10 protein-coding genes are annotated in these 14,454 nt (G+C 55.6%); 8 read left to right on the top strand and 2 right to left on the bottom strand.

The window, feature by feature from the left end:
• Nucleotides 1-67 precede the first annotated feature (67 nt).
• Together LK536_RS45690 and LK536_RS45685 are read right to left on the bottom strand one after the other, a co-directional pair.
• Nucleotides 68-1,210 carry a mandelate racemase/muconate lactonizing enzyme family protein gene (locus LK536_RS45690; protein WP_227795826.1) on the bottom strand — a complete coding sequence of 381 codons (1,143 nt, stop codon included), beginning with the start codon at nucleotides 1,208-1,210 and terminating at the stop codon, nucleotides 68-70.
• Nucleotides 1,211-1,227: 17 nt separating this feature from the next.
• Nucleotides 1,228-3,273, bottom strand: coding sequence for a LysR substrate-binding domain-containing protein (locus LK536_RS45685; RefSeq protein WP_506092172.1), 2,046 nt, complete (start codon nucleotides 3,271-3,273; stop codon nucleotides 1,228-1,230).
• Between the two features lie 260 nt (nucleotides 3,274-3,533).
• Here LK536_RS45685 and LK536_RS45680 point away from each other — a divergent pair, with 260 nt between their 5' ends.
• From LK536_RS45680 to LK536_RS45645, 8 genes are all read left to right on the top strand, one after another.
• Complete coding sequence (locus tag LK536_RS45680; RefSeq protein ID WP_025485523.1) at nucleotides 3,534-4,613, top strand: tripartite tricarboxylate transporter substrate binding protein; 1,080 nt, start codon at nucleotides 3,534-3,536, stop codon at nucleotides 4,611-4,613.
• A 96-nt stretch (nucleotides 4,614-4,709) separates the two neighbouring features.
• Nucleotides 4,710-5,177, top strand: coding sequence for a tripartite tricarboxylate transporter TctB family protein (locus LK536_RS45675; RefSeq protein ID WP_008719865.1), 468 nt, complete (start codon nucleotides 4,710-4,712; stop codon nucleotides 5,175-5,177).
• Nucleotides 5,178-5,198: 21 nt separating this feature from the next.
• Entirely contained in the window at nucleotides 5,199-6,728 is a 1,530-nt protein-coding gene (locus tag LK536_RS45670; protein WP_227795824.1) for a tripartite tricarboxylate transporter permease, read from the top strand.
• A complete protein-coding gene (locus tag LK536_RS45665) occupies nucleotides 6,721-7,851 on the top strand; it encodes a dienelactone hydrolase family protein (protein ID WP_227795823.1) in 1,131 nt (376 codons plus the stop codon). The genes LK536_RS45670 and LK536_RS45665 overlap by 8 nt, the downstream gene beginning before the upstream one ends.
• A complete protein-coding gene (locus tag LK536_RS45660; protein ID WP_227795822.1) occupies nucleotides 7,844-9,994 on the top strand; it encodes a glycoside hydrolase family 28 protein in 2,151 nt (716 codons plus the stop codon). Before LK536_RS45665 ends, LK536_RS45660 begins: the two co-directional genes overlap by 8 nt.
• Before the next feature lie 55 nt (nucleotides 9,995-10,049).
• Nucleotides 10,050-11,171 (top strand): glycoside hydrolase family 88/105 protein, encoded by a 1,122-nt coding sequence (locus LK536_RS45655; protein WP_227795821.1) that lies wholly within the window; start codon nucleotides 10,050-10,052, stop codon nucleotides 11,169-11,171.
• A complete protein-coding gene (locus LK536_RS45650; protein ID WP_227795820.1) occupies nucleotides 11,159-12,004 on the top strand; it encodes a sugar phosphate isomerase/epimerase family protein in 846 nt (281 codons plus the stop codon). The genes LK536_RS45655 and LK536_RS45650 overlap by 13 nt, the downstream gene beginning before the upstream one ends.
• Nucleotides 12,005-12,141: 137 nt before the next feature.
• Nucleotides 12,142-14,436, top strand: a complete 2,295-nt coding sequence (locus tag LK536_RS45645) for a glycoside hydrolase family 28 protein (protein ID WP_083795218.1) — start codon at nucleotides 12,142-12,144, stop codon at nucleotides 14,434-14,436.
• Nucleotides 14,437-14,454 lie beyond the last annotated feature (18 nt).

Genomic DNA, 14,454 nt, shown 5'->3' with positions numbered 1-14,454 from the left:
AGGCTGAACTGTCTGGTGAAAGGGGGGTTCTATATCCCAAAGAAAAACATATGTCAATGTATTTTTATCATTTATGGTAGTAAAACCGTATCCCTCTCAGCAGCCCGTCCCGTTCCAGACGCTCAAAATCCAGATGCACCGGAAGTCCCGGGACATTGGGCAGATAGAAGCGCCCGTCCTTCATTTCGGATACAAGGCTGAAGTAGGGGACCAGCACTTCGTTGAGGGGCTGGTGGTATTCCAACAGTTCGTCCTCTGAGTAAAGCGCTCCCAGGGCAGCGTTCTGGAAGGTAAATCCCCCGGTGGAGATCCGGCACCCGTGCCGGCGGGCGTATTCCCGGACCCGCATGTTTTCCGCGATGCAGTAAAGGCGGGCGGGCTGCAGGTGGTCCACGCCATGTTCCGCGTAGGCCACATGGGTGTGGTAGCTGCGCACGGATTCGCCCATGGCAATCTCCATGGCAATCCCGGCCTCGTCTAACAGGTCCCGAAGCTCCCTTAAGGCATCCATGTCATAGGCGTGGACCGGCTCCTCCAGCCATGCCACGCCCAAGGGGGCTGCTTCTTTTGCAAAAGCAAAGGCTGTTTTGGCATCCCAGGCCTGGTTGGCATCCACGGCAATCCCAAAACCGTCCCCCAGCGCCTGGCGGGCCTTTTCAAGACGGCGTATATCCTGGGAGAAGTCAGTGCCGCTGCCGCCGATTTTGAATTTCGTGGTTTTATACCCCTCGTCCTTGAAACGCTGCAGGTCCGAAATCAGCGCCTCGTCGCTTAGAAGGACGGAACCGCCCCCTTTATACACGCAGGCCCAGTCCCGGTCAGCTCCCAGGAAGCGGTGCAGGGGCAGCCCTGCGCGGTTGGCCAGAAGGTCTAAAAGCAGCCAGTCCAGGTTGGTCATTTCAGGAATATAGGGGCTTTGATAGCCGAAATTGCGGATTTCCCACCAGAAATATTCCATCCATTCCCCATTGGATTTCCCGGGGGCGTCCAACATCCTGGGAAGGAAGAAGTCGGTCATCAAAGGGCCGGCCGGTCCCTGTCCGCAGAAGCCGTCCTCATCATATATCTTCATCCAGCCTTTGAAAAAGGAGGCATGCCGTACGCCGCCGGTGCCGTCCTTAAACGGCGTGGGCAAGGGGATGGGGGCAATGTCGTAGTACACTGCTTTCTTGATTGTAATGGTTTCGGGGTGACAGAATAACTGGTTCATCGTGGGCCTCCTTGTTATCATTGGTCATGGTTGGAAAAATAAGTTTCAAATGTATCATTCAGCAGCCGGACCAGGTCCTTTACAAAGGCCGGGAGGTTGCGTCCCGGGTGATGGACCAGCAGCAGATAGTAATCCTGCGGTTCCTCAAAGGACCTGCACCGGGACAATGCCTCCTGTCCCAGGGAACGGGCCGGAAGTATGGTGGCGGCGGCACCGCACACGGACAGGGTCCGCAGGATATCCGGCCGGGCCTCGCACACAACCGCTCCAGGCCGTCCGGGCCACTCCCCCAGGAGACGGTCCTGCTCCATGCGAAGGGCGCTGTCCTGAGGCGCGAGCATGATCCGGCGGGGGTGCATGGCCGTGGAAACCGGAATAGGGACCCGGATATCCTGCACCGGGTCGGGGCGTTCCTCTGTCCCAAAACAGCGTACCGGCTCATCCTCTGTCCCAAAACAGCATACCAGCTCATCCTCTGTCCCAAAACAGTACACCAGCTCATCCTCGTCCAGGATCCGGCTGTCCAGGATTGGATGCTCCTCCTCGCAGGAAAAGTAAAGGCCGAAGTCCGCCGATGCATTGAGCAGGGCTTCCTGGGCGGTTTCGCGGCCGCTTTCTATTATGTACAGGTTGACATCCGGATGGAGTTTGCTGAAGCTGTCCGCCACCTGGCTGTGCAGGATGCCGGACAGCCCTGGGTCGCAGTGCAGGTAGATACCGCCTCCATGTCCGGTCTGGTACGCATGGATATGGGCCGTCATCTCAGCCTCAATCTGAAGTATGTTACGGGCGAAGTTGACAAATACCTTACCTGCATTAGTGGGTTTAAGACGGTTATGCACCCGGGTGAATAACTGGGCGCACAGCATGCCCTCCACGTTGTGCAGATGGCGGGACAGGGCTGGCTGGGTAAGGAAGTATTTTTCCGCTGCCCTTGTCAGGCTCTTCTCGTCCACAATGGCGATGACGTACTTGAGAAGCTGGGTGTTCAGGTTAAGCTCCGGGGCAGTATAGTGGGCTGTGTGGGCGCGGATGGCTGCCTGGGACGGGGAAATGACGTCGGCCGCTGGCTGGCTGTCCTGGTCCACCATCCTGAGAAGCTCCTCTGCCCCGGCAGAGGGGATGGCCTTGTAGCGGGAATCGGATAACCGCTCATGGATCAGAAGGCCTGCAAGATAGCGTTCCGGTTCTGTCAGGGTATGCCCCAGGGGATAGCGGATATGAAGGGTCTGGTGGATGGGAGGGTCCAGGGAGCGGTAAACCAGCTCCTCACATGGAAACACATGGGCCTGGGACACCAGCCCCACTCCCACGGCCTGGTGCAGCATGGAGTCCACCAGGATGACGTCGTTGGATTCAAAGGTTACCACCGGACTAAATCCGGCTTCCTGAAAAAGCTCTTCTGCCAGGATACGGATACTGTGCCTGGGCCCCTGTAGTACAAAGGGGGTATCCCTGAGGTCGGACAGGCGGATTTTCTCCGCCGTTGCCAGGGGATGGGAGACCGGAAGGGATACCAGCAGTTCCTCATAGGCAATGGGCAGGTCCGTCACCTTATCGGAATCCCTGCCTGAACCGATGGCCAGGTCAATCTGTCCATGGAGGATGGCCCCCGGCTGGTCCCGGGCATAAAGCTCGGTCAGCGTCAGGGAGATGTCCGGATAACGGTGTGAAAACTGGTTATAGATACGGCTGTAGATAATGGCGCCCCGGTTGGGCGCGGTGGCCAGGCGTATGCGGGCGTGGTTGCTGTCCGTCACGGCGCGGAGCATCTGCAGCATACGGGTCTGCTCGTCCAGGATCTTCTGGGCGCAGTCTATGACGTACCTGCCCACGGAAGTGGGGGTCAGATGGCGGTGATACCGGAGGAATATAAGAAAGCCCAGGGATGCTTCATACTCGGTCAGGAATTTGCTCAGTGCGGGCTGTGAGATCCCCAGCACCTGGGCTGCGCTGGAAAGGCTTCCCAGGTCGGCAATGGTAACAAGGTAATAAAGCTGGCGCGTGGTCATGGCTGCCTCCTTTCGGTCCGTAACGGCATGTGCAGGATTTATTTCCATCATATATGATTTTGGCGGAGTGTCAAGAAGAAAAAGTTTTACTATAACCAAAGTGGTATGAAATCTATAATTAAATCTGCTTTGTAAAATCTTTATAAATACTATATAATACAAAATGTAAACACACGAAGGGTTAAAAACAGACAGATTATACAATATTTCCCTATATATCCAGTTTCTTCCAGGCGGTGTGTTGAGAGTCAGTTCTTAAAATCAGGCGGGATAAGTCTGCCTAAAAAGTGGAATAAAAGGAGAAAAACGTTATGAAAAAGAGTATGTATCGTTTCTTAATGACAGGGGTTATGGCAGCAGCAGTACTGGGAATGACTGCCTGCGGCAGCAAAACCGGCACAGGTGATACCACGGCGGCAGCCACCACGGCGGACGGCGGCGCTGGGAATGAAGCAGCAGCATCAGGAGATGACATCGGATTTCCTAAAAAGGAAACCATTACCCTGGTTGTGCCTGGCAAGGCAGGCGGCGGCTCCGATCTTGGCATCCGTTATTACAGCGAAGGGCTGAACCGGATTTACGGCCTGAAGACAACCGTTACCAACTATGACAGCAACACCATCGGCCATCAGACCGTTGCCACGGCTAAACCGGACGGCACAACCCTGACCGTTGCCACCTCAGCCCTGAACATCCAGTACATAACAGGCAACGCCGAGGTCAACCCGATGAAAGATTTCACCCTGATTGCCTGCCTGCAGGACAATGGCTTCTCAACCCTGGCGGTACCGGCTGACGCCCCATATGATGATTTCGCTGGATTTGTTGAGTATGCAAAGGCACATCCGGGCGAGCTGAACGCAGGTATGCCTGCGGCTGGCGCCAACACCTTCCTCTTTGGTATGCTGACCTCCACCACCGGTATCGAGCTTAATTCCGTTGAGTGTGCATCCGAGTCCGACCGTCTGACCAACCTGGCAGGAGGGTTCATTGACATCGGTGTTGTAGGCGTTGGTAATGCACAGGAATATGAGAAAGCGGGCAAGCTGAAGGTAATCGGCACCGTATCCTCTGACGGGACCACTATTTCCAAGTATCCGGAAGCGCTGCCGGACAACTATAAGACCCTTCAGGAACAGGGCTTTGATGACTGCGTAATGTCCATTTACCACTACCTCCTGGGACCGGCCGGCATGGATGAAACCATGGTTGCAGACATGAACGCCGCCATGAAGGCTGTCTGCGAGGATGAGACTGTAAGCGCCGGTATTGCAGGTATCGGTAACATCCCGGGATGGCATGACCTTGCTGAATCCAAGGAAATCCACGATGGGGAGTATGCCCAGTTTGTGGAGATTGCCAAGGAACTGGATATGTTTGTCCAGGAGTAGGCCTGTCATGTTCAGGCAGTACATAGATACGTAACGATTTACCGGATGTCCTGGGAGAAACCTCCCGGGACATTTTAAAAGAAAGGGGAATTATCCATGAAAATGCGCAGAGATACAGTTACCGGCATTGTGGGCCTTCTGGGGTGTGCGTTCTTCCTGTTAGCAACCCAGTCCATCAAGCAGCCAGCCAAGCTTCTGGAGCCAGGCCCGCGCCTTCTGCCCTATGTGGCAATCGTACTGATTGCAATGAGTTCCATTGCACTGATCATCAAGGGAATTAAGGAACGCGCAAAGGAAGAGAAACCGTATTTTCCAAAGGGCGGCGCCCTGAAGATCACCAAGAGCTACCTGCTTCTGATTGTCTATGCCTTTGCCATGACCTGGCTTGGGTTCCTTATGACAACGCCCTTTGCCACCTTTGCCCTGATTTATGACCTGAAGGGTGTCAGCAAGGTGAAACCCGTTCCCGCAGTCATCATTTCCGTGCTGGTAACCGCAGGCCTTTACGCCATGTTCGTGTTTGGCTTCCAGGTAAAGCTTCCGGCCGGGCGGCTGTTTGAATAAGGAAAAGGAGGAACAGGATAAATGACAGAATATATAAGTGCGTTAATGGTCTGCCTGCAGCCAATCAATCTGCTGCTGATTGTTGCCATGGTTTCCTTGGGAATCGTGTTCGGGGCCATTCCGGGACTTTCCGCGACCTTGGGCATTGCCCTTTTGCTTCCGGTTACCTTTGGCCTTCCCACTGAGACCTCCTTTGTGCTTTTGCTTGCCATCTGGATCGGAGGCGTGTCCGGCACATTCATTTCCGCTGTGCTCATTGGTATCCCGGGGTCGTCATCCGCAATCGCCACCTGCTTTGACGGATTTCCCATGACCAAGAACGGGCAGGCCGGCAAAGCCCTGGGAATCGGTATGACGGCTTCCTTCATCGGAACGGTGGGTTCCGTGGCCCTGGCTACCGTGCTTTCCCCGGTGATTGCCGAGTTTGCCCTGCACCTTGGGCCGTGGGAGTATTTCTCCCTGTGTTTCTGCGCCATCACCCTGGTTGCTTCCTTATCCAAGGGAAATATCTTCAAGGGTATCATGGCGGCAGGAATCGGTCTTCTGATGGGCTGCATCGGCATGGATCCGATTAATGGTTCCAACCGCTTCACCTTTGGCAATGTGTACTTAAGTTCCGGCATCAGTACGGTTGCCCAGATGTTAGGAATGTTTGCAATGTGCCAGATCATCCGTGACTCCGCCAGGGGCGAGGCAAAGATGCCGGAAGCCGACATGGTGGACATGAAGGGGCTGGGAGTGGGCCTGAGGGATATCCTGCAGAATATCAAGACCATTGTATTTGCATTTGTATCCGGCCTGTGGATTGGCTTCCTTCCTGGTATGGGCTCCGGTATCTCCAACATGGTTGCCTATGGCTATGCAAAAAGCATCAGCAAGGACCCGGAGAGCTTCGGAAAAGGAAATCCGGCCGGTGTGTGGGCTTCTGAGACAGCGAACAACGCCTCCCTTGGCGGGGCGCTCATCCCTATGATGGCCCTGGGAATCCCCGGCGACGGCATTACAGCAATGCTGATTGCAGGACTGACCATCCACGGACTTCAGGCAGGCCCCCTGTTCATGACCGAACAGCCTGACCTGGCCATGCTGATCTTTGCCTGCGTCATGGTGTCTGCAATCGTGACTTACATCGTACAGATCATTGGGAAACGGTGGTTCCCTTACATACTGAAGGTTCCCTACCATTACCTGTACACGGTCATCCTGGTCATCTGCTACATCGGCGGATACGGGATTTCCAATACTATGTTTAACATTTACGTGATGCTTGCCCTGTGCCTGCTGGCAATCTTCATGAGCATGTCAGGACTTCCCACTTCCCCGCTGGTGCTGGCCTTCATCCTGTCCAGCAAGCTGGAGCGTTATTTCCGCCAGGGCATCAGCTATGCCCACGGCAGTTATAAGGAGTTTTTCACCCGCCCGATTTCCTGTGCCCTGCTGCTGGTTTCCGTATTCTGCGTTGTATGGCCGCTTCTGTCAGAGCACCTGAAGAAGAAAAAAGCAGGGGCCGCAGTACCTGCTACCGGCAGGAGCGAAGCAAAGGATGACTGATTCAAATAACGGCCTGCCCGCGATGGGACAGTGCTATGGCACCCTTCCCTCCATGCTCAGGAAGTTTGACCGGTATGCCCGCAGGGATTCCTTCAGGGGAAATACCAGGGAGGAGTTTGAGCAGTGGCGGTCCGGGACCAGGTCCCTTCTGCACGGACTTTTGGGGCTTGATAAGATGGAGGACTGCGCCCTGTCCCCGGTTTTGGAGGATGTCCTGATGCTGCCCGGAGGAATCAGGCGGGAACACATAAGGATCCAGGTGGAACCGGATGTATGGATGCCCATGTTCGTGCTGGTGCCGCCGGGAGCCGGACCCTCCTCCCGTCCCTTCCTATGCCCGCCCGGGCATAATGGGGCCGGAAAATATTCAGTGGCCGGACTGGATGGTTATAAGCCAATCCGGGATAAAATCCGGCAGTATAACTATGACTACGGCTATCAGCTTGCCGCGCTTGGGTATGTGGCGGTCTGTCCGGACTGCCGCGGCTTCGGGGAACGGCGCGAGGACCTGGAGGACACCAGGGATGCGGCAGCCGCCATGAAGGGCGACTGTTACCGCCTGGCCCATATGGGGGAGCCGTTGGGAATCCCTGTGGCCGGAATGCTGGCCTGGGATCTGATGCGCGTTGTGGATTACCTTATGGAACGCGGGGAATGGGATACGGAGGCTGTCAGCTGCCTGGGATTTTCAGGCGGAGGGATGCAGACCCTCTGGCTGTCAGCCATGGATGAGCGGGTCAGCCTGGCTGTGATCAGCGGCTACATGTACGGATACCGGGATGCGCTGCTGGCCCTGAACCGGAATTGTTCCTGCAACTATGTGCCCCATCTTTGGGAACACCTGGATATGGGGGACATTGCCAGCCTGATTGCCCCAAGGCCCCTTCTTATCCAGTCCTGCCGGGGCGACAGGCTGAACGGGCCGCGTGGGATTGCCAATGTCACGGAGCAGGTGGACATTATACGGAATGCATACAGGCTGATGGACGCGCCCGGCCGGGTAATCCATGAAATATGCGAAGGACCCCACCAATGGCATGGGGAGGACCTGGCTGTCCACCTTAGACAGTTAACAGACAGCCATGAACAGAATAAAACCAATCAGGAGGTTTTCCATGGATAAATTACAGTTGAGGGAGACAATCCTGAAACAGATAGAAAGACCGGATATTCCTGACCGGGAGTTCCCGGCCTGTTTGTTCGGCGTGGTCCCAGACAGCGGGGCGGTCCAGACACAGGCCCTACAGCAGGCCATAGATACAATCAGCAGGGAAGGCGGAGGCAGGCTCCTGCTTCCCGGCGGCACAATCCGCACCGGGGCGTTGGAGCTGAAAAGCAGGGTGGAGCTTCACCTTCAGGACAGGGAATCCGTGCTGGCCTTTGTCAATGAGGAGCCGGAACTCCACTACCCGGTGGTTTTCTCCCACTGGGAGGCAACGCCCTGTTATAACTTCAGCCCATTGATTTATGCCTGCGATGCCCATGATATTGCTGTTACCGGGGAAGGGACCCTGGATGGGGGCGCGGATTTCGGGCACTGGTGGAACTGGCACCATCAGGTGGAGGATGCATGGTCCGATGATAAGCCTGACCTTCAGCTGGAGGACCGCAAGGCCCTGCGCCGGATGAATGTGGACGGGGTGCCTGTTGAACAGAGGGTCTTTGGCCCCGGCCATTACCTGAGGCCCAATTTCATACAGACCATCCGCTGCAGCCGGGTGCTCCTTCAGGGATTTACCCTGAAAAACAGCCCCATGTGGCAGCTGAACCCGGTGATGTGCCGCAGCCTGACGGTGGACGGCGTCACATTGTACAGCCATGGGGCCAACAATGACGGGTGCGACCCGGAGAGCTGCAATGGCGTACATATCCGCAATTGCCGGTTCGATACCGGGGACGACTGCATCAGCCTGAAATCCGGCAGGGACAGGGACGGCCGCATGGCCGGTATACCCTGTGAGAATGTACTGATAGAAAATAACGAGTTTGCAGACGGACATGGCGGGATTGCCTTGGGCAGTGAGATGAGCGGCGGGATCCGCCGCGTGCTGGCTGTCAATAACCGCTTCAGTAGCCCTAACCTGACCTATGCGCTCCGTTTAAAGACCAATGCCCGCCGCGGAGGCAGGGTGGAGGACGTCATACTGGCGGACAGTGTGATGGACCATGTCCACGGGGCGGCGGTCCACGGCACCATGCTTTATGAAGATGGGAGAAACGGCAGCGACCTGCCGGAATTCCACAATATAACCATTGAAAACATCGTTGCCCACGGAGGGGATTACGGGATTTTCCTGGAGGCATTTGACGAAGTCCCGGTTACCGGCCTGACCTTAAGGAACATCCGCATAGACGGGGTGGCCCGGCCCATGCGCAGCATGAACTGGAAGGAGCCGGTGGTTGACGATGTGGTAATCAACGGAAAAAGCTTCCCGCGCCCCGGCGGTGTCCGCATCCTTGGCATTCCCGTAAATGGGGAGACCGTAAGGGCCGAGGCAAGGACCTGCGGAGGGGATATGGACTTTATGTACGGGTGGCAGACGTCCACTGACGGCATTGCCTGGAATAAGGCTGGGGAAGGGGAACAGTTCCCGGTTCCTGAGACAGCGGCTTTCATACGTGTTACGGTTATGGACCATAAGGGAAATGCCGAAACCAGCCATGTATACCGGGTCCTTCCAAAGGGCATGTCCGGCAGTGGCTGGGATTACGGGTGGCAGCGGCTGTACTGCCGGGGAATGTGGGAGCGTCCGCAAGGCATACCGGAAGACGGAATCATGACCCGGGAACAGCTTGCAGGAATACTGCTGCCATTGGCAGACCCGGCGCTGCGCTGGGAAGGAGAGGACGGGGAAGCGTGCAGCGAGGCGCTGCGGATTGCGGTGGGAAATGGGTTCCTTGCGCCGGAAAAGCGGTCTTGGGAGGATGGGGATATGTCTCAGGGTCAGCCGGATGGCTGTGCATCCCAGCCTCAACCGGATAGCCATGCGTCCCGGCTTCAGCCGGGCGCCCATGTCACCCGCCAGGAGATGGCCACGGTAGCCATGCAGGCCTGCGGCGTGAATTACCGCAATGCCTCCAGCACCATGCCGGTCTGTGCCGATGCGGCATTGGTAAACAATAACTACGGCACCAATGTGGCCCGCGCTTTGTATTTTGGCTTCATGAGCCTGGATCCGGACGGATGTTTTGATCCCCGGCGTCCTGTTACCATTGGAGAGGCTGCCGGGATTTTAAACCGGGTTGCCGATTTTGCAGGTATCTGAGCGGAGGTTTGACGGTTCAGTGAATTTTATAGAGTGTGAAGGAGAATGAAGCAATATGTGGTTAGAGTATTTTTCACAGTACATGGAGACGGCATTTCCGCGTTTCCTCAGTGAACGGCCCTGGAATTATAAGAATGACCTCTGTGTAACAGGAGCAGCCTTCCTGGCGGATGCCACGGGCAATCCGCGCTGGAACCGTTACATCCTGGATGCCGGTAAGTGGCTGGTGGATGAGGACGGCAGGGTTGCCAACTGGGAAGAGGATGAAAATAATATTGATAAGGTCAGCTTTGGCAAGTCCCTGCGGATCCTCCGGGACCTGACCGGGGATGAGAGGTATGGACGCGGGGTCGGGAGGGCATATGCTTTTCTGGAACATTATCCCCGGACAGCCACCGGCAACTTCTGGCATAAGGACATTTACCCCAACCAGGTGTGGCTGGACGGCCTTTACATGGCCATGCCGTTTTACGCAAAATGCCTGGAAGAAAACGGTGAGGAACGGTGGGATGACATCATGGACCAGTTTCAAAGCACCCACCGCCTGCTGTGGGACGAAAAGACAAGGCTATACCTGCACGGCTGTGACGTAAGCCGTAAGGCGGACTGGGCGGACCCGGTGACCGGACGCAGCCCCGGGGTATGGCTCCGGGCGGAGGGATGGTTCCTTATGGCGCTGGCGGATGTATATGAGCTGGCAAAGGATCATACACCGCGGGCAGGGGAACTGGCTTTACTTCTTAAAAATGGTCTGGATGGCCTTTTGCAGTATCAGGACAAGGAGTCCCATATGTTCCTCCAGGCTGTGGACCATGGGGAACTTCCAGGCAATTATCCAGAGACATCGGGAAGCGCCATGGCAGCCTATGCCCTGATGAAGGGCGCCCGCCTTGGGATGCTTGACGGCTCCTATTGGGATAAAGGAAATGAGGTCCTTGAAGGCATCCGCCGTACCTGGCTTAAAAAAGAGGAGGATGGCTGGCATCTCCACGGAATCTGCGCAAGCGCGGGCCTGGGCGCAGGGCCGGACCCCCATAACCGCAAGGACCGCAACGGAACCCCGGAGTACTATATAAGTGAGGCACAGATGACCGACAACCAGCATGGCGCGGCTGCCTGCATGATGGCGGTAAGCGAACAGCTCAGAAGAAAGGGGAATCATCCATGCTCCAATTAGGACTGCGCCTTCATGACGCGGAAAATCTGCCCATGGAAGGACTTCTCCCCATTGTGAGGGAAAAAGGCTATACCTGTGTCCACCTGGCCCTTAGCAAGGCAATGAAGGAATACCCCTGCGGCCCTTCTGCCCTGACACCCGGCTATGCCCATTATCTGAAGCATCTGTTCGAACAGAACCGGATGGATGTGGCTGTCCTTGGCAATTACCTGAATCTGGCCCATCCGGACCAGGAGGTAATCCGCGCGTCCCTGGAAAAATACTACGCCCATATCCGCTTCGCATCCCTTTTGGGCTGCGGCATGGTGGGGACAGAAACAGGTGCCCCCAACCCTGAGTATAAATACTGCCCGGAATGCAGGACGGACGCGGCCCTGTCCACCTTCATAAAGAATATTAAGCCGGTGGTGCGGTGTGCGGAACAGTTCGGGGTAATCCTTGCGCTGGAGCCGGTGGCCCGGCACATCGTGTGGAATCCCAGGCGTGCGCGTACCGTGCTGGATGAGATCGGTTCCCCCAACCTTCAGATCCTGTTCGACCCGGTGAACATGCTGGACCTGGACAATGTGGACCGCAGGGAAGAGGTGTTTGCAGAGGCAATGGAGCTTCTGGGCAGGGATATTGCCATGGTGCATTTTAAGGATTATATCCGCGTGCCCGAAGGCCATGGGCTGAAGGCAGTGGGCGCGGGAACAGGTGAGATGGACTATACATCCATCATGAGGTTCATAAAACAGGAGAAGCCCTTCATTTACGCCACCCTGGAGAACACGGTCCCGGAAAATGCCGCCTGGTGCAGGTCCAGGATGAAAACGCTTTATGATGAAGCTTAAGCGCTGGTTCCGAAAAATGCTGTGAATAGCGGAAAAGTCCTGTTGCCCGGACACGGACCGGATCAGTATAATTAGGTCAGATAAGGAACGCGCGCCTTATAAATGGATGAACCGAACATACTAAAGGAGCAAGTGTCATGAAAAAGAAAATATGGGGAATTTCCCTGGCGGCAGCATTAGCCATAGGGCTTACGGCATGCGGCGGCAGCCAGGAAACAGCAGATACACAGCAGGCAGCGCCATCTACAACGGCTGCTGGGACAACGAAAGAAACAGAGAATGAAACAGAAGCACAGGCTGAGGAAACCGGGGATGAAGGCGGGGAAGGCGGCATGACCTGGGATATGGCAGAAGAGATACTGACCCATATCAGCGACCCAAGGTTCCCGGATTTAACCGTAAATGTACTGGATTACGGCGCTGTTGCGGATGATGATAAGCTGGACACACAAGCCATCCAGAAAGCCATTGACGAGGTATCTGAAAAGGGCGGCGGCAAGGTGGTCATACCAAAGGGCACCTATGACACCGGCGCCATCACGCTGAAGGACAATGTGAACCTGTGCCTGGAGGACAAGGAGACCAAGCTTCAGTTCACACAGGATATCAATCATGACAATTATCCCCTGGTCTATTCCCACTGGGAAGGGCAGCCCATGTATAACTACAGCGCGTTCATCTATGCCAAGGACGCGGTCAATATTGCCCTGACTGGACAGGGAACCCTGGACGGACAGGCTGGCGACGGCACTCCGTGGTGCTGGATGTCCAGGGATTATATGACGGATTACCAGGATGATGACCGTACGGCCCTGATTAATATGAACAATGACCGTGTGCCGGTAGAAGAGCGTATATTCGGCGAGGGGCATTTCTTAAGGCCCAACTTCATCCAGGTCATCGGATGCGAGAATGTACTGGTGGAAGGCGTCACCCTCCTGCGCTCCCCCATGTGGGAGGTCAACCCCGTGCTTTGTACCAATGTGACCGTAAGGGGAATCCATATCAGCACCAAGGCAGCCAACAATGATGGCATTGACCCGGAGAGCAGCAACTATGTGCTGATTGAGGACAACTACTTTGATACAGGGGATGACTGCATTGCCATCAAATCAGGCCGCAATGCAGACGGACGGGCCACCAACACGCCTTCCCAGAACATCATTATCCGCAACAATATATTTGCGGACGGTCATGGCGGCATTACCATCGGCAGCGAGGTCAGCGGAGGCGTCAACAATGTATTCGCGGACAACAACCAGTTCAACAGCCCCAACCTGAAATACGCGCTCAGGTTCAAGACCAACGCCGTGCGCGGGGGCATCATTGAGAATATCTACCTGAGGAATACCACCATCCAGTCTGTTTCCGATGCAGTGGTCCATGCAACCATGCTGTATGAGGAAGGCAGGCATGGGGACTATATGCCTCAGTTCAGGAACATAACCATTGAAAACCTGAAGAGCACGGGCGGGGACTTCGGTATTTTCGTGGAAGCCTTTGAGGATGTCCCTGTAACGGGTCTGGTCATGCGCAATGTGGAATTAAACGAAGTGGAGAATCCCCTGCGCGCAGTAAACTGGGAAAACCCTGTCCTTGAAAATGTGGTCATTAACGGCATGAAATATCCGGCTCCCTCAGACACAAGGATGGACGGCATCCCCTCAGCCGGGCGTGTGGTAAAGGCGGATTCAATCCTTCTGGGAGGAGACCCCGCAAGTCTTAATTATACCTGGCAGGTATCGGATAAAAAGGACGGAACATACGAAACAGCGGGCCAGGGCCAGGAGTGGACCCTGCCGGAAGGCCTGGAAGGCAGGTATTTAAAGGTAACTGCCTCGGATGAGAATGGAAACCAGAATACCAGCATTGCCTACACCATCCTTCCCACAGGTCCCGTGTGCGGTGTGGAGGAAGGAAATGCGCTCAGCGGCAGCGTCATGAGACTGGCGGCCAAGGGTCTTTTAGACCCGGCGGCAACCGTGGACCTGGGTCAGGAAGTGACCCGGTATGATGTTGCAAAGATGTTAGCCGGTATGTGGAACCTGACGCAGCCAAAGGGCGACGTGGAGTTGAAAGACCTGACTGCCAAGGACGGGCAGTACGCCATAGCTGCCGCTGTCATTGAAAAAGGCATGATGGATCTGAAGGACGGGGCATTTGCACCGGAAGACCCGGTTACCAGGCAGGAACTGGCCGATATCGCCATCAAGAGCTGCGGCGCGCCCTATGATGAGACAACCTTCTGGGCAACCCCTACTTATGATGACACGGATGACATTGACGTGTATTACCATACCAATGTGGCGACCTGCGATGACTTTGGATTCATGAAGGCCGCTGAGGGCAATGAATTTGAACCTAAAAAGAATGCTGACTTTGCCATTGTCATTGATGTACTGGATAAAGTGGCGGTATACGCCAGAAGATAGCATATCCTGTTGAAAAGA

The sequence above is a fragment of the Clostridium pacaense genome (assembly GCF_020709765.2).
Taxonomy (GTDB): domain Bacteria; phylum Bacillota; class Clostridia; order Lachnospirales; family Lachnospiraceae; genus Enterocloster; species Enterocloster hominis.
The sequence above is the reverse complement of the archived record's forward strand: the minus strand, read 5'-3'. Positions and strand labels throughout refer to the sequence as shown.

Bases quoted from the DNA above. Each gene is read 5' to 3' on its own strand.
- LK536_RS45690 (WP_227795826.1), bottom strand. From the start codon at position 1,210: ATGAACCAGTTATTCTGTCACCCCGAAACCATTACAATCAAGAAAGCA.
- LK536_RS45685 (WP_506092172.1), bottom strand. From the start codon at position 3,273: ATGATGGAAATAAATCCTGCACATGCCGTTACGGACCGAAAGGAGGCA.
- LK536_RS45680 (WP_025485523.1), top strand. From the start codon at position 3,534: ATGAAAAAGAGTATGTATCGTTTCTTAATGACAGGGGTTATGGCAGCA.
- LK536_RS45675 (WP_008719865.1), top strand. From the start codon at position 4,710: ATGAAAATGCGCAGAGATACAGTTACCGGCATTGTGGGCCTTCTGGGG.
- LK536_RS45670 (WP_227795824.1), top strand. From the start codon at position 5,199: ATGACAGAATATATAAGTGCGTTAATGGTCTGCCTGCAGCCAATCAAT.
- LK536_RS45665 (WP_227795823.1), top strand. From the start codon at position 6,721: ATGACTGATTCAAATAACGGCCTGCCCGCGATGGGACAGTGCTATGGC.
- LK536_RS45660 (WP_227795822.1), top strand. From the start codon at position 7,844: ATGGATAAATTACAGTTGAGGGAGACAATCCTGAAACAGATAGAAAGA.
- LK536_RS45655 (WP_227795821.1), top strand. From the start codon at position 10,050: ATGTGGTTAGAGTATTTTTCACAGTACATGGAGACGGCATTTCCGCGT.
- LK536_RS45650 (WP_227795820.1), top strand. From the start codon at position 11,159: ATGCTCCAATTAGGACTGCGCCTTCATGACGCGGAAAATCTGCCCATG.
- LK536_RS45645 (WP_083795218.1), top strand. From the start codon at position 12,142: ATGAAAAAGAAAATATGGGGAATTTCCCTGGCGGCAGCATTAGCCATA.